Source organism: Rhodococcus sp. G-MC3 (assembly GCF_030063335.1).
Classification (GTDB): Bacteria; Actinomycetota; Actinomycetes; order Mycobacteriales; family Mycobacteriaceae; genus Rhodococcoides.
In genome coordinates this window covers 39,611-60,341 of record NZ_JASISW010000020.1, presented here as the reverse complement: position 1 = coordinate 60,341, position 20,731 = coordinate 39,611, and the positions used below count along the sequence as shown (strand labels likewise).

At 63.0% G+C, this 20,731-nt stretch carries 18 protein-coding genes and 1 tRNA gene; 8 read left to right on the top strand and 11 right to left on the bottom strand.

The window, feature by feature from the left end:
• Window positions 1–7: 7 nt before the first annotated feature.
• The 7 genes from QMK17_RS20025 to dcd form a co-directional block, all read right to left on the bottom strand.
• Entirely contained in the window at window positions 8–1,063 is a 1,056-nt protein-coding gene (locus QMK17_RS20025) for a fused (3R)-hydroxyacyl-ACP dehydratase subunits HadA/HadB (protein WP_283511048.1), read from the bottom strand.
• Window positions 1,064–1,165: 102 nt separating this feature from the next.
• Complete coding sequence (locus QMK17_RS20020) at window positions 1,166–2,128, bottom strand: Hsp70 family protein (protein WP_283511047.1); 963 nt, start codon at window positions 2,126–2,128, stop codon at window positions 1,166–1,168.
• 305 nt (window positions 2,129–2,433) lie between these two features.
• On the bottom strand, window positions 2,434–2,697 hold the full coding sequence (locus tag QMK17_RS20015; protein ID WP_283511046.1) for an ANTAR domain-containing protein: 264 nt from the start codon (window positions 2,695–2,697) through the stop codon (window positions 2,434–2,436).
• A gap of 382 nt (window positions 2,698–3,079) precedes the next feature.
• The gene (locus QMK17_RS20010) at window positions 3,080–3,970 is read right to left on the bottom strand and encodes a hypothetical protein (RefSeq protein ID WP_283511045.1); all 891 of its coding nucleotides are present in this window, start codon (window positions 3,968–3,970) and stop codon (window positions 3,080–3,082) included.
• A 105-nt stretch (window positions 3,971–4,075) separates the two neighbouring features.
• Window positions 4,076–5,524: a CYTH and CHAD domain-containing protein gene (locus QMK17_RS20005; RefSeq protein ID WP_283511044.1), complete on the bottom strand. Its 1,449-nt coding sequence runs from the start codon at window positions 5,522–5,524 to the stop codon at window positions 4,076–4,078.
• A gap of 47 nt (window positions 5,525–5,571) precedes the next feature.
• A complete protein-coding gene (locus tag QMK17_RS20000; RefSeq protein WP_283511043.1) occupies window positions 5,572–7,041 on the bottom strand; it encodes an Hsp70 family protein in 1,470 nt (489 codons plus the stop codon).
• Between the two features lie 109 nt (window positions 7,042–7,150).
• A complete protein-coding gene (gene dcd, locus QMK17_RS19995) occupies window positions 7,151–7,729 on the bottom strand; it encodes a dCTP deaminase (protein WP_283511042.1) in 579 nt (192 codons plus the stop codon).
• A 150-nt stretch (window positions 7,730–7,879) separates the two neighbouring features.
• Here dcd and QMK17_RS19990 point away from each other — a divergent pair.
• The 3 genes from QMK17_RS19990 (at window position 7,880) to QMK17_RS19980 (ending at window position 10,238) form a co-directional block, all read left to right on the top strand.
• A tRNA-Gly gene (locus QMK17_RS19990) sits at window positions 7,880–7,950 on the top strand.
• Between the two features lie 208 nt (window positions 7,951–8,158).
• Window positions 8,159–9,145: a glycoside hydrolase family 16 protein gene (locus tag QMK17_RS19985; RefSeq protein WP_283511041.1), complete on the top strand. Its 987-nt coding sequence runs from the start codon at window positions 8,159–8,161 to the stop codon at window positions 9,143–9,145.
• Between the two features lie 139 nt (window positions 9,146–9,284).
• Complete coding sequence (locus QMK17_RS19980; protein ID WP_283511040.1) at window positions 9,285–10,238, top strand: esterase/lipase family protein; 954 nt, start codon at window positions 9,285–9,287, stop codon at window positions 10,236–10,238.
• A 45-nt stretch (window positions 10,239–10,283) separates the two neighbouring features.
• On the opposite strand, the gene QMK17_RS19975 is transcribed toward QMK17_RS19980, so the two are convergent.
• Together QMK17_RS19975 and QMK17_RS19970 are read right to left on the bottom strand one after the other, a co-directional pair.
• The gene (locus tag QMK17_RS19975; protein WP_283511039.1) at window positions 10,284–10,502 is read right to left on the bottom strand and encodes a DUF2945 domain-containing protein; all 219 of its coding nucleotides are present in this window, start codon (window positions 10,500–10,502) and stop codon (window positions 10,284–10,286) included.
• Window positions 10,499–11,671 (bottom strand): PucR family transcriptional regulator, encoded by a 1,173-nt coding sequence (locus QMK17_RS19970; RefSeq protein WP_283511038.1) that lies wholly within the window; start codon window positions 11,669–11,671, stop codon window positions 10,499–10,501. The genes QMK17_RS19975 and QMK17_RS19970 overlap by 4 nt, the downstream gene beginning before the upstream one ends.
• Before the next feature lie 209 nt (window positions 11,672–11,880).
• Between QMK17_RS19970 and QMK17_RS19965 the strand changes: the two genes are divergently transcribed.
• Window positions 11,881–13,599 (top strand): aldehyde dehydrogenase family protein, encoded by a 1,719-nt coding sequence (locus QMK17_RS19965; RefSeq protein WP_283511101.1) that lies wholly within the window; start codon window positions 11,881–11,883, stop codon window positions 13,597–13,599.
• A gap of 4 nt (window positions 13,600–13,603) precedes the next feature.
• Window positions 13,604–15,181, top strand: a complete 1,578-nt coding sequence (locus QMK17_RS19960; protein ID WP_283511037.1) for a GMC family oxidoreductase — start codon at window positions 13,604–13,606, stop codon at window positions 15,179–15,181.
• Between the two features lie 145 nt (window positions 15,182–15,326).
• On the opposite strand, the gene QMK17_RS19955 is transcribed toward QMK17_RS19960, so the two are convergent.
• Window positions 15,327–16,154 (bottom strand): sulfurtransferase, encoded by an 828-nt coding sequence (locus tag QMK17_RS19955; protein WP_283511036.1) that lies wholly within the window; start codon window positions 16,152–16,154, stop codon window positions 15,327–15,329.
• 1,072 nt (window positions 16,155–17,226) lie between these two features.
• On the opposite strand from QMK17_RS19955, the gene QMK17_RS19950 reads away from it, so the two are divergent.
• The 3 genes from QMK17_RS19950 to QMK17_RS19940 all read left to right on the top strand — a co-directional run bounded on the left by QMK17_RS19950 (window position 17,227) and on the right by QMK17_RS19940 (window position 19,358).
• Entirely contained in the window at window positions 17,227–17,916 is a 690-nt protein-coding gene (locus QMK17_RS19950; RefSeq protein ID WP_283511035.1) for a hypothetical protein, read from the top strand.
• Window positions 17,917–18,144: 228 nt separating this feature from the next.
• The gene (locus QMK17_RS19945) at window positions 18,145–18,696 is read left to right on the top strand and encodes a hypothetical protein (protein WP_283511034.1); all 552 of its coding nucleotides are present in this window, start codon (window positions 18,145–18,147) and stop codon (window positions 18,694–18,696) included.
• Window positions 18,693–19,358: a class I SAM-dependent DNA methyltransferase gene (locus QMK17_RS19940; protein ID WP_283511033.1), complete on the top strand. Its 666-nt coding sequence runs from the start codon at window positions 18,693–18,695 to the stop codon at window positions 19,356–19,358. Before QMK17_RS19945 ends, QMK17_RS19940 begins: the two co-directional genes overlap by 4 nt.
• A gap of 42 nt (window positions 19,359–19,400) precedes the next feature.
• On the opposite strand, the gene QMK17_RS19935 is transcribed toward QMK17_RS19940, so the two are convergent.
• Window positions 19,401–20,726, bottom strand: a complete 1,326-nt coding sequence (locus QMK17_RS19935) for a hypothetical protein (RefSeq protein WP_283511032.1) — start codon at window positions 20,724–20,726, stop codon at window positions 19,401–19,403.
• Window positions 20,727–20,731: the final 5 nt, after the last annotated feature.

Below are 20,731 nucleotides of genomic sequence, written 5' to 3'. Positions count from 1 at the left end.
GGCCGACTCAAGCCAGCTGGACCGTCGCCGTCGCTCGGTGACCGAAGATCCGCTTGCCCTCGAACGTGGCGTTCAGCGCAACCACTGCGGTGCGGCTCTCGGCATCGAGCGACTTGATCTTGCCGTCGAACTGAATTTCCGCTGCTTTGTGAGAATCGACGGGGATCGGTGCGGTGAAGCGCACCGTGTAGTCCTTGACGGCGCCCGGATCTCCCAGCCACTCGGTGATGTAACCGCCGCCGAGGCCCATCGTCAGCATGCCGTGTGCCAGTACGTTGTCGAGGTCGATCAGCTTGGCGAACTCCTCGCTCCAGTGAATCGGGTTCGCATCACCGGCGACGCCCGCATAGTTGACCAGATCGCCACGTGTGACACGGAATGTTCTACTGGGCAGGACATCTCCGACAGAGGCGTCGTCGAACTTCACCGTGGCCGAAGACAGATTGTCCAGGACGACGAGCTGCGGATGCTCGACCTGCTCGTCTTCATCCTCGTCCGACGCGTTGGCCCGCGCCGCGAGAGTGGTCGCACCTTGCATGACGAGGTTCTCGGCAGCGTCCACGATCCCCTTGTCGACATCGCCGTCACGGCCGATGAGGAGCGTCGTATACGTCGTCTGAACAAGCTCGTTGCGCTGGTTGGACACGATGTTCTTGGTGACCATCATGTCTTTGCCCATGACCTCCTTGTAGGAGTCCAAGGAGACATCGCAGTACAAGTGATCGCCAGCGACGATCGGCTGATGAAACTCGAGCACCTGATCGGTCTGCAGCATCTGGCTGAGGTCGAACCCGACCGCGATCTTCTGCAGCAATCTGCGCTGCGCGAGCGTACCCACCAGCGACATGAACGTGAGCGGTGCGATCACACCGCCGTAGCCCAACGCCTTGGCGGCGTCGCCTTCCCAGTGCACAGGATTGAAGTCTTGTACTGCCCGTGAATATTCGCGGACCTTCTCGCGACCCACTTCGTAGTAGTCGTCGGTGCGGTAATGACGACCCACCATTGCACGGACATGCTCCGCTGGGTCGAACGTCTCGGTGACTGCCACATTCTCACTCATTCGTGGCAACCTACCGGTCGGAGCGGTGCCAGTACACGTGGGGGATGCGGCTTGTGGCACGTCATAGCCGCCGACTGGAGAGCTCGTTGACGCGCACATACTTCATGCCGTCCGGTGCCGCGGAATCGCGTCGTAACCGGCCGACGCGAACGCCGCCTGAGCGGGAGCCGCGATGGTCCCGACGGCAACGAGCGGACGACTGGATCGCCGCCTCATGGCGTCGGATGCAAGAAGTGCCGCACCGTGTGAGGTCAGGGAGTCCGGCATTGCTGGAACCAGCACCGGCAGTCGTAAATCGCGTCGGAGCACCCGCCGAAGTGTAGGGATATGAGCGCAGCCCCCGACTAGGACGAGCGCATTGACCGCTTTCGGCGCTTCGACGATGGCGCTCGCTATCCAGTCCTCGATGAATCGAACGCCGCGATCGACGATGTCTTCGAAAGTGCTGCGCCACAACCGGACTGGACCGCCGATGAACGGTCCGGGAATCTCGGCGACGCGGAGACTGGACAACTGTTCGCGTGCATACCTGATGGCTACGACCAGTCCGTCCAGGGTTGCACTCGACACCAACTCGTCGGCACCGTATGTGGCGAGAAGGTAATTACGCACGGCCTCGTCGCACATGTTTCCGCCGAAGCCGGTGGTCCGCACGGACCAGAACACATTCCCGATCTTCGGATCAGCGACGGACACCGTGGTTCCCGAGGCACCCACATCGCACACAGCAACCGTCCGGAGCCCCTCCAGCTGCCCGGTTCCGCGCAGAAATCGCAGCTGGGCACCGAGCTCGGACACCACCATGAACCGATCCGCCTGGTGCATCGAATACGCAGAGGTCTGCGACCGCCCAGCAGGATTGTCAGGCACTGCCAGTATCGAGTCGGCAGGCTCCACCTGGTGCGCGACGGCCATCGAGTCCAGCAGCTCCAAAGCTGCCGACACATGACCCGAGGACTCGAACGGACGCGCAACGCTGGCCGAACACACCGAATCGTCAGCGGCGTCGAGGGCTGTGGCCCGGGCCGTTGTAGAGCCGACAGACACTCCCAGCACCGTTCTCATGGCTTCCCCGACTTCCAGCGCTCGCGTTCCGACGTGTTCGATGTTAGCCGCGAAATCCGTCCGTGGGTAGCATTAAGTCCTTTTGATCAGGGAACTGGTTTGTTTTGCGCCGAATCGGCGAGTTCAACTCTTCCGACGGAGCGACTCCGAAAGGGAGGGAATCGATGCGGCGCATTCGATGCGCCGAAGAAGTTGAAACTTGCGCCGGAAAGATTTGAACCACGGCCGAAGAACTCAGTGGCGTGCACACGCGCGGCCAAGCAGACAGGGCCCAGAAGTGCCGATCCCGAGGGGCGGGCTGTGGATCAGGCGACGTTCTCGATGCCGTCGTCCACCGGGCGACGATCGGCAAGCAGTCCGCCCCACTCACGCTCGGTCGAGGTGACCGGCAAGGACTCCGCTGCGACTTCGCGAGCCACAGCCACCAACGAACGTGCCGACTGCAGCAAACTGACGTCGAAATTGTAACTGTGCGCGACCAATTCTTCGAATGCTTGTTCCGGGGAATAACCCCGTAATGCAATGAGAACTCCGACTGCCCAGTCGATACTGGTCCGAGAATCGTTCATCGAGTTTACCTACATTCCATGAGATGCGAATCTGACTCGGTAACAACCACTTCGAGATGTGCCATGAGAACGAAGCTCGAGTTACGAACAGCGCATACAACACATGAACGACGAATGAACGGGTGTGGACCCGACCTGATCGTCGCGGGAATTCATAAACCGATGGTAGCCCGACAGCCCCTCTATCGGCCACCGATGTTCGACGGAAAGTGACTGGTCCAGAATAATTCACATGTGTGTCACACAAAGGAATTGTGCCGTAAGCACGACGGCCTCGAACTGGAGTCGGCGAGGCCGCTCGGCCCTGCGGTCACTATCGCCGAACGCCTACCCTCGGCGCCCACGCACGTGCGCTCGAGTGGGGCTGGGGCAGAACTACGCTCTACCCGACGGGGTCCACCGGAGCGGCGGGAGGCGTCTCGGTGGTGCTGGTGGCGGATGGTGTGGACGTCGTCGATGTCGGCGTTTCCGGTTCGCTCGGAACCGACCCACCGCCATTGCCTCCGTCACTGGGGGAGGGCTCGGCAGTCCGGGTCGGCGGCGGCGTCGACCTGCTTGGTCTGGCGGGAGGCCGCAATCTTTCCGCCTGCGTCGACTCGGCGGGCGAGGCGATTTCCGGCACGGACGGCTCCACCACGACCTGCCCGACGTCAGGCACCAACTCCGGATCGAGGTACTCGGGCGCCGGCTCCCCCGGAGTCACGGCGATCGATGTACGCACCGGCGAGGACGATCCAGGCATCGTCGTCGGAACGGTTATCTCGACCGAGGGAGGTTTCTCGGACGTGGGTACCGTCTCTGCCGTCATCGCCCATGCCGTGACGCCACCGAGCGCGGCAAGCACACACGCGCCCACCGCAGCAACAGGCCAGATTCCGCGGTGCTCCGCGCGAATCGGCGCCGGTGCTGCCACCACTTCCGTCTGACCGACGAGAAGTGCCGCACTCACATCCGGGGCGTGGACGTCGGACAGACGGTCGTCGAAGATGTCCACCACGGGCGTCGCTTCGGACTCCGCGAGGGTATCCGCGACGATCTCCCGCTGCAGCGCGTTCTCGCACACCACTGCAGCCCCGACGACGTGCAGACCATTCTGCAACGCCTGCACTCGCATGAATCCGAGCGCGGTGGCGACGGCGCCGCCGATCCCACCGGGCGTCGTTGCGACAGCGACGGTTCTGCTCGCGATCGGCCCCAACTCCGGCAGTGTCGTGTCCACGAGCGACGCCGTGACGTTGTTTGTACTGACGTGTACGCCCACAGCTACCCGCATGCTTGGACACCCCTGACGTCGGACATCCGAATTCGGCGCGGAGTGCGGGCGATCAGTCGGATTGTTCGGCGGTCAGATTACCCGCATCCCGCGCTACCCGCGCATTCAGAGTGTGTATCTGGATATTTCGTCTCGCGCGGCAACAGAGGCCTGCATTTCCCGGGCGTACATCAACCCGAAGGTGAAGCCGTTCTCGGCGCCCGCGATGCCGGCCTTCATGCCCAGCAAGAGCAGTGTGTGCGCTGCCACCACCGAATCCTGATGCTCACCGAGAATCTCCTGGATGCCCTTGTACCGAGCAATCCGCAGCTTCGCCTCTTTCTTGCCAACAATGGGTTTGACCAGTTCCGCGGCATACCGCGCCCGTTTCGCTGCTTTGCGCGCCCGGTGCAACGCTTCGTCGTTGCCTCCGTCGATTGCCGCGGCGACGCGCTTGCCTGCCTTCTTCCCAGCCTTGCGCGCCATGCGGTCGAGATCGTCCTCGCCGATCTTCGTCGCTCCCTCGGAGGCAGGTAGCTCGCGTGACCAGGCCGCCATTTCGGCCAGCAGAGCCCGGTAGCGGTCGCCGTCCAGTTCCGCGGCGACGACCGCACGGAACCGGATCTGCTCGGCAAGGAGATCGTTCTCGATACGGGCAGCAACGGGGCCGAGCACGAGGTGGTCGGGGAGCTCGTGTACCACCTCTGCGAATCTGGCACGCTGGACCTGACGGTCCCTCACTTCACCGAGAATGCTTGCGTACCATGACAGTTCGGCGTCCAACCCAGTTGCCCTTGCCTCGTCGAACAAGTCCGCGAACACACGAAGGGCGCTTCGGTAGCGGCGAATAGCGACGCGGGTGGAATGGATCGAATCGAGTCCGCGGCGCAAATACACATCACCGGCGAACACGGCCTGACTCTGCTGCTGCAGGTAATCGGCGACGGTCCCGAGTGCGCCCGTGTGGGCCGGAACTTCATCGGATCGAAGTGCGCGGTGAAGTTTCGACGGGTGCACCCCGCGCGTCGCCCCTGCTGCCTTCAGCACCTTGCCGACGCGCTTGAGATCCCCTTCCGAACCCGAAGGTCCGAGCTCGACTTCCAGCTCGCGCCATGCATGCCCGTCCGTTCCTGCCAGGTCGACGCTGACAGAGTCGTCGGCGAGCTCGGCAACCACACCACCATCGGAATCGGTCAGCACATGCACCGTGCGCAACGAGACCAGAGTCGCGACCTGGCTCAACGGCTTACCGAGGGACGCTCCCCGAAGAAGGCTCGCCAACTCGTCGGGCACCGATTCGTCGTCTCCCTGGCCGAGCGGGAGTCGAATCTCGGTACGCGCTTTCTCCGCCGGGACCTTCGCGTGCCAGCCAGTATCCGCGTCGCCGCGTCGCCTGCGGACGGTGATACCGCGGCGAAGTAGATCGAGATCGTCGGTGTCGTAGTAACTACTGATCAGCTGCACTTCCGACGTCTGCGCCGAGCCGCCCTCGGAGGTCACCTGTTCCAGTGGAGGCAGGACGAAACCTGCGTCCACGTCGAATTTGTCCTCGCGCTCGGTCTGTATCGAATCCATGAGGCGAGTCTGCCGGAACCAGGTGAATAAATCACTGGTGTTGATATCTACTGCTGTCGAGGTCTACGGGTAGTCGGTGCGGGCGACGTCGTGCGTGTCGGCGATGTCGCAGTGCTGACCTTCGTGCTCGTCGGTGGTGCCGGGGGCGCCACCGTAACGGTGGTCGGCGACGGCGCCGTAACGGTGGTCGGCGACGCCTCCGTGACCGTGGTCGGCGACGCCTCCGTGACCGTGGTCGGCGACGCCTCCGTGACCGTGGTTGGCGACGGATCCATAACGGTGGTTGTCCGCCGGCGACCGGTATCGGCAAGCCCCTCTGGAGGGGTGGTTCGCGCGATTTTCGTTCGTTCGGTGGTCGCGTCCGAGATCGTGGTGGTGGTCTCGGCGGCCCCGACATCCTCCGATTCGACCGGCGGCACCGACATCTCCCCTCCCGACGCCGACGGCATCACCGGAGACGAGGTGATGACCTGTGTGTACTCGACCTCGGGGTCGTCCTGCCTGCTCGATGCAGCTGCGAGGGACAACGCGACCCCACCCGCAACCAGTATCGCGACGGCACCACCAAGATAGCGAGAACTCCGCAGACGCGTGAGACGCCTCGACGACGTGTCGCTGTGCCGTGGGCGCCCGGCCGCGGTGCCGACTGCCTCGGTCGCCGCATACCGACGAGCCATTCCAGCTGCTCCGCGCGTAGCCAACATTTCCGGCTCGTGCGGCACGAAGACGGGCACGGTCAGGGCGTCGAGCAGCGATTGGCGGACGATCTGCATGTTTGCGCCGCCGCCGACCGCGTACAGCGCGTCGACGCGGGGCGCTGCGTCGATCATCGCGGCGGCCATGGTCACTGCGTCGAACACGGCGTCACGAATCAGAGCGTCGAGCTCGGATCGATGCAGGACGACATTGCCGGTGTGAAACGGGCCGTGAATGTCGACGGCGGTGAGCGAGGACAACGTTTCCTTCGCCGAACAGACCCTCTCGACCATCAGATCGAGTGCATCGTGGTCGAGTTCATCGTGGTCGAGCCTGGGTCGCAGACCGTGGTTCTCCAGCAGGAACGTCGACAACGCAGCATCACACCCGTCGCCGGACAGCACCGTACTGCGCCTGGAGGAATGCACGCTCCCCGTGCCGACGTCGACGATGGACATGGTTACCCCACCTGCGCCCACGTCGAACAGGGCGACAGTCTGCTCGCATGTGATGTCGCCGGCTTCCTGGAGCGCTCCGATCTGCGCACCGAGGTCGGAGACAAGGACCAGACCGTCGGACCGCTCGACTCCATACGACTCGATGGGATTCTTGTCGCGAAGAGCCAGAACAGGGGGGCCGGACTCCGCATTCTGCTCACGAGCAAGCCGGTGAACGGCCGATGTCACCGAACCCCACGGATCGTCCGCGGAATCAGGGATGCGCGCAGAGGAATCGGTGCTCAGGGGTGGGTCAACGGACAGATCGAGTGATACTGCACGTATTCCGCCCACACCGAGTGATGCGCCGAGTACGGCTGACACAAGAAGACCTCGCTCCGGTAAGCCCCAACCCACGTCGGCAAGTGTTCAGTGTAACTACAAAACCAAACATGCGCTCAGCGAAAAGGCTTGAAACAGACCGAAAGACCAGTCAGTCGAGCGGAGACCGGACGAAATTCAGGTACGCCTTCGACGGCGTCGGGCCCCGCTGCCCCTGATATTTCGAACCGACCGCGGCACTGCCGTACGGATGCTCGGACGGGCTGGAAAGCCTGAACAGACACAGCTGCCCGATCTTCATCCCTGGCCACAGCGTGATCGGCAGGTTCGCCACATTGGACAACTCGAGCGTGATGTGACCGCTGAAACCGGGATCGATGAACCCAGCGGTGGAGTGCGTCAGTAGCCCGAGGCGCCCCAGCGAACTCTTGCCTTCCAGACGACCGGCCAGGTAATCGGGAAGCGTCGTCAGCTCGAGCGTCGACCCGAGCACGAACTCGCCGGGGTGCAGAACGAACGGTTCACCCTCCGCAGGCTCGACGAGCGTCGTCAGCTCGTCCTGCTGCTTGGAAGGATCGATGTGAGTGTACCGAGTGTTGTTGAACACCCGAAACAGTTTGTCGAGACGCACGTCGACACTCGAGGGCTGAACCATCGAGGCGTCGAACGGGTCGATTCCCAGGTTGCCGGTGGACACTTCTGCACGGATATCGCGGTCGGAAAGCAGCACAGCGGAAGATTAACCCGCCGGTGCGGCTTCGCCGCACGTGAGTGCGAATACACACCCTGGTAGGTATTTTCGCTCACAGGCGGCGAAGCCGCCGACCACCCGATCGACTGCTAGAGTGATCCAGCGCCGTTCCGTTCGCGGGTCGGCTGCGCCGGTGTAGTTCATTGGTAGAATGCGACCTTCCCAAGGTTGAGAGGCGGGTTCGATTCCCGTCACCGGCTCTCCCTCGTTGGACGGTCCGAAACAAACCAAAACATGGTTGACGACCGGCAAATTAACAATTCTGACCGTAAATATCTGTCCGAATCCCAGGACAAGACGCAGAATTATTTGTCTTCAACATTCATAACCTGAACTCCGCTAATCATGTGCTAAACCTCTCCTCGTGCATTTGTTTCCCCCAACAATTGACATGACAGGACAGAAATCATGAAATGGTTTGCCCTCGCCTTGGCCCCGATAGTGCTGGCGGCGCCTTATACATATCCATACAATCCGCCACTACCGCGACCCACTGTCCCTTCGTTCACGTACCCGACAGTCCCGAAGTTCACGTATCCAACTTTCACGTATGCAACAAAGCCGCCCACCAAGCCGCCCACGACGACCCAGCCGCCGATCACCACCACCGCGGCGCCGACCACCACAACACTGGCCAGCACGCAGCCAGCACCTGCCGCGCTGCTCTGGGAGGACCAGTTCAACGGCACCGGCGCAGTCGACCCAGGCAAGTGGGGCTTCCAAACCGGCAGGTGGGGAGCATCTTCCGGCGAGCAGCAGTATTACACCAACAGTCAGAGCAACGCCACGGTTGCTGGAGGAGCCCTGCAGATTACAGCGCGGAGAGAAAATGCTCCCGACGGCAAGGCGGCGCCCGACAACATCACGAGCGCCCGAGTCGTAAGCTTCGGAAAACAATCCGTAGCCCCGCCCGTTCGCATCGAAGCATCCATCAAGATGCCCAGGGCGGCTGGATTGCTACCAGCATTCTGGTTATTAGGTTTACAACCGGGCAATGAATACAGTTGGCCCAGCCAAGGCGAAATTGATGCCGTGGAAATTCCAGGAACAAACGGACCGTCCTTCAATTTGCACGGACCAGCAATGAACAATTCGAGTACCGATGTAAAAACCGGTAGCGGCATGAGTCCACTCTCGGACGGCTTCCACAACTACCGAATCGACTGGCTGGCCGACCGCATCACTTGGTTTGTCGATGGCGTTTCTCGGTACACCGTCACCAAGGCCGATTACGAGGCCAAGGGTGGGAACTGGACCGCATTCTCTGGCGCCTGGCCTCACTACGTGCTGTTCAATATCGCCGTCGGCAACAATTGGGTAGGAAAAGTGCCGTCGTCGACGCCATTTCCGCAGACCATGAGTGTCGACTGGGTCAAAGCTTCGCGTATCTCGTAGACACAGAAGAGGCAAGCGAACGTCGGGGAGCGCTTGCATCTGTGATTGATCACTACTTCTTCTTGGTTAAACTGGGATATTCCACAGCGGAACGCCTATTCTGATATCGGATCACCAACTCGAGTATCAGAGGTGCCGCGTGAAGATCCGATTGCCGCTCGTCCTCGCCGCAGTGTGCCTTTCCTCTTTCATCGGATTGCCCCTGGCTCTGGCAGCACCCGTCGTTCCCGATGTTCCGGGACCTGGCCAAACCAGCCACGGTGATGCGATCCGATACTCGAAGGCCAATCCAGCCGCCACACCACCTGGTGTCAACGATCCCGGGTGCGTTCCGTCGGAAGATCACCCGAATCCGGCGGTCCTCGTGCACGGCACCGATGCATCGGCATACGCGGACTGGGCAGGATTGTCACCGGTCCTGGCCGCAGCAGGCTACTGTGCGTACGCGCTGGACTACGGACTGTCACCGGACGGAACGAGCTACGGGTACAACGATATTCGTGACAGCGCCGCCGAGCTGCGCGATTTCGTCGACTCGGTTCTGGCGACCACCGGAGCAGGCGCCGTCGACCTGGTGGGGTACTCGCAGGGCGCTGCAGTGACCCGCTACTACACCAACCGGTTGGATGGGGCAGCGGTGGTGGACAAGTGGATCGGCATCGCGTCCCCGACGTACGGTGGCAACGCGTACGGCTTCTCCCCGGCAGTGCAAGCCGTTCCGGTCGCCACCAGCGCGGTGTCACACGAGTTCGGACCGGCATTGGTCCAACTCATGCAGGGCTCGACGTTCTTGGCGGACCTGAATTCGGGCGGCGACACCGTCCCCGACGTCGAATACACCAGCATCGCAACGAACGTCGATGAAACCATTCAGCCGTACACCAATGCGCTGCTGCGCGACCCAGGTGCGCACAATATCGTCGTCCAGGATGTCTGCCCGATGGACAACGTCGCACACTTCACGTTCACCTACGATCCGACCACCATCGGTCTGGTGCTCGGTGCACTCGATCCATCGGCGAGCATCCGCCCACCGTGCGGCCCCGTCCCGTTGGGCGCGGGAATACTCGATGTCGTCATGGCCAGCCATTGAGTGCAGCTGCGCTGCCCGTGCGCGTTCAGTTACGTCGGAGGGGCACTAACCACTCACGGGTTCGACCTCGCTGTCCAACTTCAGAACCTTCTGGCCGCCCTCTTGCTCGATGAGATACGCGGGCGTGTCCTTCGTACCGTTCCGGGTGATCTCACTGCCCGAGATCGTTCGCGTCACCTTCTCGGTGTGCACCTCGACGATCTTGCCCTCGCCGGTGCCCTGACCCCAGTTCCACTTCACTGTTGTGCCTTGTCGATGCGTCATGCCGACAGGGGTACCCCGACCTTGCCCAATTGATACGCACGAAGTCCGACGAACAATTCCGACGCCGCCGCGGGATCGAGAAAGTCGCGGCCGGTGAGCTCACCGATTCTCCGGAGCCGATGCAGCACGGTATTGCGGTGATAGTGCAGCGCCGCCGCGGCCTCGCTTGTAGACCCCTTCGCTCGGAACCACGCATCCAACGTGCCGAGAAGACTGCCGCGCTCCTCCTCCGGTAGGTCGAGGATCGGACCCAGGATCTGCTGGGCAGCAATAGTGCTCGCACCGGGGCTTCGCGCGATGAGCACAGGAACGGGCACGTTCTCGTAACGGGTGAGGGCTGCATCGTCGACACTCGCACATACACGCGCCATACGGGCCTGCTCGACGGCCGCCGGCGTGCCCGACGCCGCCGAGAACATCGCGCTGACGCCGATGTTGTCGCGTTCGGCAGCGATACCGTCGAGGGCGACGGACAACGAAGACGCGGATTGCGCGAAGAGCAATCCGAACACGCCGTCGACCGCGCCGTCCCATACCGAATCGACCCCGGGGGTTGCCATATCCCCGCACCGCGTGTCTGCGGATACGACGACGAAGCTCCCTCGATCGGGGATTCGAAAGGTACGCAGTGCGTCGGCCACGGCACCGGGATTCGAGTCATGATCTGCGAACAGCGCCCGAACCAACCGCCTCCGCGCATCGGTGTCATGAGCGGCGCGAGCATCGACCCCTATCCGGTATGCCTCGGCTGCCGCATCGGACGAGACGTCGACCAGCGCCCACACCTGTGCCGCCATCTCGAGCAATGCATGAGTCGCATCCCGCTCGGCACGCTCCACCAGCGCTTCCCACACAAGTCGGCCACCCAACCGAAACGCATGCAGGAGCGCCGCGAGCGGCACACCCTGCTCGGCTTTCAGCCGGCCCGCTTCCCTGGCGGCGTCGAGCCGAATGGGACGAACGCCGGCAAGATCGGCGATCATCTCGGCGAGATTCGAGGTGCAGGCGTCGTGCAACTGCTCGGGGCTGAGCCGGGTCGATTCCAGATAGTCGTGTTCGGCCGACAGTATGCGGCGAACCAATTCCTCCCCGAGTGCAGGCACTTCGTCCAATAGAGGAGCGGCCAGCTCGAAAGCACTGGTTGCGGTAGCTGGAGTGGTCGTCACCATCCCACGAGACTAAACCCCTGCATGTTGCTCACGCCACAGTCTGCAGTGTGCGGCCGCACAAGACGCGACATCACATCCACAGCACCGGCCCATGGCGTCGACACCGGTTGCGGGACGACAATCACAGCACACGACACTGATTTACAGGAAGTCGCCGATCTACATGAAGGGGCGAAGCCGAGTTGACCGAGCACATCGCATCCCAGCACCTGCACGTAGCCGACACCACCGACGCCGCTGCTCGCACAGCCGTCGATTCTGCGCTGGCCGAGCTGAAAGCCGGCGAGAAGACATGGGCGCAGATCACCGTCGGCGATCGCCGTGCGTTGATCGAACGCGTCCGAGACCTGACGGTGACGCATGCCGATGAGTGGGTCGACGCCGCGTCGTCGATCAAAGGGCTCGACCCGAAGTCACCACTCGTCGGGGAAGAGTGGATCTCCGGCCCGTACGCTTTCGCCGGCGGCCTCAATGTTCTCGCGGAGACCCTCAACCGACTTCAGGCAGGCGCCGGACCGCTCGACGACGCCCACTTCGGCCACGCTCCCGGCGGTAGAACCACAGTTCAGGTTCTCCCCCACGGAATCTTCGATCACCTGCTGCTCAGCGGGTTCAGCGCTCAGGTGTGGCTGAAACCCGGCATCGACGAGGCGACGGCAAAACGCACAGCGGGCCTCGCTCAGCTGTCCCCGAGAAAGACGGGCGGGATCGGCGTCGTCCTCGGCGCAGGCAACATCATGTCGATCGCGCCGCTCGACACCCTGTACGAGTTGATCGCCAACAACCGCGTCGTCGCGCTCAAGCTCAATCCGATCACCGATCCGATGCTGCCGGTACTGAGGAAGGTGCTCGAGCCGCTCATCACCATCGGGGCTGTCCGCGTGTTCACCGGCGGCGCCGAGACCGGCACCTACCTGACCGGGCATCACCTCGTCGACCATGTGCACATGACCGGAAGCGCACTCACCCACGACACCATCGTGTTCGGACCGGGAGAGGGTGGGGCCGAACGGAAGGCCGCGAACGATCCGATCCTGCGCAAGCCGATGACGAGTGAGCTCGGCGGAGTATCGCCCACCATCGTGGTGCCCGGCGACTGGAGCCGCGCCGACATCGAGTTCCAAGCCGAACACGTTGCCACACAACGCCTTCACAACGGCGGCTACAATTGTGTCGCCTCGCAGGTCCTCGTTGTGTCCTCGGAATGGAAGCAACGCGACGAGTTCGTCGCTGCCGTGAAGGCCGCGCTTGCCGCCGCACCCACCCGCCGTGCCTACTACCCGGGCAGCGACACCCGCGTCGAGGCCGCGCTCCGCAGCTATCCGAAGGCGAGCAAGGTGGGCGGTGGCCGCGTCCTCATCGAAGACATAGACCCCGGTGACGAGACCGCGCTGCTGAACACCGAGTACTTCGCACCGGTGTTGGGAATCGTCGAACTTCCCTACACGGGGGAACAATTCCTTCGCCGAGCGGTGGACACGGTCAACGACACGTTCGTCGGAACGCTCGGAGTCAACATCGTCGCGCACCCCGGATCCCTCCGCTCGCTTGGTTCGACGTTCGACGATCTCGTCGCCGACCTGCGCTACGGAACCGTGGCGATCAATGCCTGGACCGGCCTCGGATTCCTCAGTCCCGCCGCCACCTGGGGCGCGTTCCCCGGCCACACTGTCGACGATGTCCAGAGTGGCATCGGAATCGTCCACAACGCACTGCTCATCGACGGTGCCGAACGCACGGTGGTGAGAGGACCGTTCCGACCGTCACCGCGCTCGCTCGTCAAAGGCGAGCTGTCGATCTCGCCGAAGCCGCCGTGGTTCGTCACCAACAAGACTGCTGCGACCACGGGACGACTGCTGACGGCTTTCGCCGGAAATCCTTCATGGTTCAAACTTCCTGCCATTTTCGCCTCTGCACTGCGAGGATGATCCGATGTCGCAAACATCGATCGCTGACTATGTCGTCGTCGGCGCCGGCTCGTCTGGCGCTGTCCTTGCCAACCGTCTCAGCGCGGACCCACGCAACACCGTCGTACTACTCGAAGCGGGTCCGGCGGACAAGAACAAGTTCGCGCACATCCCTGCCGCGTTCTCCAAACTCTTCCGCAGCGAAGTGGACTGGAACTACGACTCCGAACCTCAGCCGGAGCTGAAGGGCCGCAGCATCTTTTGGCCTCGCGGCAAGATGCTCGGCGGGTCCTCGTCGATGAACGCGATGATGTGGGTCCGCGGTTTCGCTGCCGACTACGACGAATGGGCATCACTGTCCGATTCGTCGTGGTCGTTCGAGAATATCGTCCCGTACTTTCGCAAGATCGAAAGCATCGAGGGGACGACAGCTCTCGACGCCGGCACAGCGGGTCCGCTGGTGGTCTCCCATCAGCGGAGCCCGAGGGCGCTCACCTCTGCGTTCCTGGACGCCGTCCGCGAAGCCGGTTACCCAGTCGAGACCGCGAACCTTGCTGAACCCAAGGGTTTTTCGCAGACAATGGTGAACCAGAAACGTGGTGCGCGTTGGAGTACAGCGGACGCATATCTGAAGCCCATCAGAAAACGTGCGAACTTGACCGTACTGACCGAGTCACAGGCAGTCCGGATCGTCTTCGAGGGTTCCGCGGCCGTGGGAGTCGAGTACGTCAAGGACGGTTCGACGCACACCGTCCGTGCTGCACGGGAAGTCGTCCTCGCCGGCGGCGCAATCAATTCGCCTCAACTTCTCATGGTTTCAGGAATCGGAGACAGCACGCAGCTGGCGTCGCACGGAATCGACGTGCAGCATCACTCCCCCGAGGTCGGCAAGAACTTGACCGACCACTTGTCGGCACTGATCGGCTGGAGCGTCGAGAACGACTCGCTCTTCTTCGCCGAGAAGATCCCCGAACTGATCAACTACCTCGCCCGTCGACGCGGAATGCTCACCTCGAACGTCGCGGAGGCGTACGGATTCATCAAGAGCAACGACACACTCGACTACCCCGATCTCGAGCTCATCTACGCTCCCGCACCGTTCTTCGACGAGGGACTCATCGCTCCCGATGCACACGCAGCCGTCATCGGGTCGGTGTTACTCCGACCCAGAAGTCGCGGCGAGATCAGCCTGAAGTCCGCCGATCCGTTGGCCAAGCCGATTATCGAACCGCGTTACCTCAGCGATCCGGGCGGTATCGACCGAGCGGCGATGATCGAAGGTCTACGGGTCTGCACCGAGATCGCCCAGCAGCCCGCTTTGAAGGGTCACCTCGGGGACATTGTTCGACCGCGCGGCAACCCCGACGACCTTCTCACCGAAGCGCTCGAACGAAACGCGCACACGCTGTACCACCCGGTCAGCACCTGCCGCATGGGCAACGATGCCACCAGCGTCGTCGCTCCTGACCTCCGGGTACGAGGCGTCGACAACCTACGGGTGGCCGACGCGTCGATCATGCCGACCATTATTCGCGGGCACACCCACGCGCCGAGCGTGCTCATCGGTGAGAAAGCGGCGGATCTGATTCTTCAGAAGCGCTAGATTGCCTTGCCGGGGAGCGCGTCGGCCATCGGCAGGCGCGCCCTCCGGTTCCCGCCCGGAACGGTCGATGGTCTGTGCCGCAAGCATTTCGGGGTCGAAGAAGGCCCGATACCGGAAGTCGCGTCCAACTCTTCGGCGAACACCGTCATCGGGGCGAGGTACCTGTCGCCACCGGACGAGACGGATCGTTGGACCACTGCGACCACGAGCCGGGGAACAGTGCTGCGTCGATACCGGCGATCGCCAACGCCGCAACCTGGTGCGCCGCCGTCACACCCGAACCGCAGTAGACGCCCACCGCACCCACATCGCCGAATCGCTCCTTCAATACTTCGGCAGACAGGAACTTTCCTTTCTCGTCGATGTTCTGCGCCGTAGGCGCACTGACGGACCCCGGGATGTGTCCCGCTTTCGGGTCCACCGGCTCGGTCTCACCCGAGTACCGTTCGGCCGCACGGGCATCGAGTAGAGTGCCGGAATCAGCCAGCGCTGCAGCCTCATCCGCTGTCAGAGTAGGAAGATGACCTGCGCTGAGTTCGATGTCCCCGGCAGCGGTTGCGGTTTCCTCGCCCGAAGCGGTGTCGTACCCCGCCTCGGTCCATGCATTCAGTCCGCCGTCGAGCAGCGCGACCTGCTCGATGCCCGCCCACTTCAGCAGCCACCACGCCCGCGCGGCGGCCAGGTTGCCGGTGTTGTCGTAGACCACAACGGGTACTCCAGCGGTGATGCCCCACCGATGCGCTGCTGCTTGCAGGTTCTCGATCGACGGCAACGGGTGGCGCCCCAGCCCGGGAGCGCCGTGCTCGGCGAGTTCGGTGTCGAGGTCGACGAACACCGCACCGGGAATGTGCGCATCGAGGTAATGCTGGTGCCCCTCGGAGTCTCCCAGCGCCCAGCGGACGTCGAGGAGAACAGGGGGAACCAGGCTGCCCAGGGCGGACTTCAGATCGGCAACGGTCCGTGTGACGGTCATTCGGCACTCTCCTGGTCAAGTACGTCGTATCTCCCCTGCGCCACCCACGGCACGCGGGCATTGCGTGCACCAGGGTAACGACGCCTAGCCGAAGTCAGCGGGCAGCCCGCGTCGTCCTACCCGCGCAGTGTGAGAACGCCGGTGTCCGGCAAGCGCACCTACGTTCTGCACCAGGTCGAGTGCCTCCATCGCACCGGTGTCGATACAGACCAGAACCACGGGCGCCAGCGCATCTGCAAGCAGATCCGTACATCGTGCCCGCTGCCGGAAGAATCGCAGTGGAAACACCCTGTGGAGTCAGTTGTGTCGCGGTCGCCCGTCGTCAAAATGAAAGACCCTCCAGACCGGTTTTCGGTCTGCTCCTGCAGTATCACAATGGCTTTCGTCGCCAAACGCGACATGGCCGACCGAGGATTGCTCGGCCGACGAGGAATCTATCCGCAGGTGGCTAAACCTTGACTCGAGCCCGATTCGACGGCGGACGACTCTCGGCGCCGGGATCGACATCCTCGATCGCGCCGCGCCACAGAGGCCGCCGCGCCTGGGCCAACTTTTCGTGCCCGGGTCCCTACCGAATGTCTCATTCGGTCGCTTGGGGCGTACCGAATGCCTCATTCGGTCACTGCTAGTGAGTGAATGACTCATTCAGGCACTCAGAGTGGGTGAATGCCTCATTCTGCCGCCCGAAGTGGGCGAATGCCCCCTTCGGTCACCCGGAGTGACCACATGGGGCATTCGGTCCCGAATAGCCGATACCCACGAACAAAACCGGATGTCCGGTTAAGGGCCGCCCGAACACCAAAGGTAACAGCACTGTCACCGAACGGTCTCGGACCGATCACGGGCCTACTACCTTTGCCAAAATGCTCACCGGTCGACCTCGCAGCGTGAGACTCTTTGTCTACCAATGCGATTTCCTCCACAACCTCGGGGGACGACGGGAAATTGCATGCGTTTCACGCCGAAAGATTCGCCCCCCGCCGAACAGTCCAGGATCGGACCCATCCGGAACCGGACTGGTGGCGAATCACCATCAACGCTCAAGACATGAGCAACGAAAGGTAGATCCGACATGATCTCTATCCGTAAAGTTATGGCCGCCACCGCAATTGGTGCGATGACACTCGTTCCTCTCGCCGCATGCTCCAGCGACGACTCGTCCAGCACCGAAAGCAGCACCACTTCGGCAGCAGCGGCCGAGACAACAGAATCGATGCCGGAGCCTGCCGCCGAGGTCGCCGATCTCAGCAAGGGCGTAAGCACCGCTGTTGCCCTCGATCCCGGATTCACCGGCGCGCTGACCACCCTCGGCCTCACCCCCGGCGTCGTCGGAACCGCTACTCTCGCAGACGGTTCCATCAGCTTCCCGATCACCGGCGGCAACGTCAAGTACTGGGAGCCCGGCACGGTCGACCCTTACGTCCAGGGTGAAATCATGCACAACGGAAGCGGTCTGTCCCTTACCGCAGGTGAGACCGTCGTCGAGTTGACCGACTTCGACATCGATCCCGGCACCTCGGTACTCACCGGAACGGTCACCGTCAACGGCGCCGTCGCCGCCGAAGACGCAGTTCTCTTCGACCTCGACGGCCGCACCCTGAACCCGCTGGCAACCGGCCCGAACAGCACGGCCATCCTGCAGGGAACCCAGGTCAAGATCTCGGAGACCGCCGCTGGCCTGCTGAACGACACGTTCAAGACTGACGCTGTCACCCCCGGCCTACTCGTAGGTGTTGCGACCATCACCGTCGCCACTGCTTGATGATCGCAGCTGTGTGATGAACGCAGTCGTCCGCGCGGGGTCACCTTCCGAGGTGGCCTCGCGCGGTCGGTTGCGTTGCGCCCGGCCCCTTGATCCACCAACCACCGGAACTATCCCGAACCTCCCCGTTTCGTTGCCTTGTCGAGTGTCTTCCCCTCGTCCAGCCAGCTTCTCCACTCACGCCAGGACAGGTTCGCACCAAAACGAGTCCGAGCACAGGAGTGCGCGATGATGCACACAGTTCAGCGAACCCGCCTCCTCTTCACCCGTTTCTACGGCGCGCATCCCCTGCACTTGCTTGCCATGTGTTTCGCCGCGGCCCTCGTGGGATATGTCGTGTACGTGGCCGGCATCGAAACCTTCTGGAACCGCAATGTCTGGTGGCAGTCCATCGCAGTCTGGTTCGCCGGCGCCGTCGTCGCCCATGATCTGGTTCTCTTTCCCCTGTACTCGCTCGCCGACCGATCCCTGACGTCGGGCATGAACGCGCTCCGCGGACGTTCACCCCGGATTGCGTGGACGGTGTCGCCGCTCAACTACATTCGGATCCCGTTGATGGGCACCGCGCTGACATTCGTCGTTTTCTTCCCCGGGATCATCGCGCAGGGCTCGGAAAGCTTCACCAGTGCAACTGGATTGACGCAGGATCCGTATCTCGGCCGCTGGCTGGCTCTCATCGCATGCTTCTTCGGCGTCAGCGCACTCGCATATGCGCTCCGCCTTGCGCTCTCCGTCGGTTCGGGCGCTGAGTCTTCCACGAACCACAGGAGATCAATGTGACCGTGACGGCTGACGAGCTGTTTCGCCGGGCATCAACCGGCCTTCCCTGTTGGATCGGCCGATCCGACGGAACGCGCGATCCTCTACCCACAGCCCGCTGGATGGGTGGCGAGGCGTCGAGCACCGAAGATCGTGACGCCGATAGCCGAATGATCAGTCAATGCTCGGGGCCAACGCTCGACCTGGGGTGCGGGCCCGGTCGACTCACCGAAGGACTCGCCCGACGCGGCATTTCGGCCCTCGGAGTCGACACCTCGCGTGAAGCCGTCGACCTGACGCTCAACCGCGGTGGGCACGCAGTACTTCGAGACCTTTTCGACCCGCTGCCGAATGCCGGTGAATGGGAGTGCGTTCTGCTGGCTGACGGCAACATCGGCATCGGCGGGGATCCGGTGCGTCTGTTGCGCCGGGCGGCAGAATTGATTCGTCCCGATGGAGCGGTGATCGCCGAAGTCGACTCGCCGGGATCGGACAAGGTGCAGGCACAAACCGTGCGCTGGGAGACCGATACGACTGTCGGCGACTGGTTCGCGTGGGCGAGTGTGAGCGCCACCGCGACAGCAGGGCTCGCGCGGGCCGCAGGGTTGACCGTCGTCGACATCGCGCCCATCCACGGCCGCTATTTCGCGTACATGCGCTCCGCCCCCGTGCGTGAACAGTGACGACGGAGCGTGCTTTTCCGCGCACGGGGGGCGAAGCCGCACTTACCAGTTGGTGAATAGCAGATGATTGATCGCGAGCGCCGCGAGCACCTGCAGCGCAAGCCAGAACTTGTGCGTCCGCCGCGGCAACACAGCAGGTGCGAGCAACATCCACAGCGCGAACGGCAACCAGATCCTTTCGGTCTCCGCCTTGCTCAGCTGACTGAGGTCCGCCATGACCACGGCCGCGAGCCCGGCGATCACCAGCAAGTTGATCGGCTGCACCCGTGTGAAGATGCGAGGGAACGCCGCGGGCACAGCGACACCCAGTGCGCAGAACAGTGCCGCGATGTTGGCCCATCCCCAGTACTCGAACGGCCGATCCATTGCGATGCCCTGGTAGTAACGCTCCTGGACCAACTCGTAACCGTCGAACCACCAGAAGCCGTAGGCGGTAAAGATCGCCGCGACGACGAGCGCGCCCACGACGGCACCGACGAGCGGCCACACCGTCCGTGCCGCGATGAGGACGGCCAGGGCAGGCAGCCCCATCAACACCAGTCCGTAATTGAGGTAGATCCCGAACCCCAGCAACACTCCCGCTGCGATCGACGCAGGCCACCGATGTTTCTTCGTCGAGATCGCCAGGAGAGCGACGCCCCACCCCACCACGCCGGTGTAGAAGGCGTCCGCCGATACGGCCAGCCAGATCGCTGCCGGTGCCAACGCGGCGAACGGCGCTGCCCGACGCGCCATCGTCTCGTCGCCCAGGGCGCGCACAGCCACGATGACGGCGACGGCTGCGCTGGTCCCGACGAACACGCACAGCGCCGCGGCCCACGCACCGCCGCTCAATCCGAGCCGATCCAGCCACACGAACGTCAGCAGCGCCCCTGGCGGGTGTCCGGATACGTGAGTCGTCCACGAGTCGGCCTGGAAATCGAGGATGCGATCGGAAAAACCTCGCAACGTCGACGGGATGTCCGTGATCCCGGGAACCTCGTGCAGGTATTCGTCGGTGGAGGCCAGCTTGGAGACGAATCCACGGTTCCAACCGTCGATCATCGCCAACGACATCGTCCACGCACCCGACGTCGCCCACGTCGCCAGCAGCAACCGACGCCAGGACAATCGACGCGCAACCTCGGGACCCCACAGAACCCCGGCGACCGCGATCAGTATCGCGAACGGTGTGCCCCAGCCGAAGTGGATCTCACGAAACCCGAAAAGCGGTGCCGCGTCCGCAAAATCGCGCACCTGCTGCGGAGTGCGGTCGATGATCGGGGTGATCAGTTCGTTTCCCATGTACGGGACTACAAACGCCACCGCCACGAGCGCTACAGCAAGCACAGCTGCAACGGCTTCTCTCCAGTACCGGATAGCGTTCACCTAAC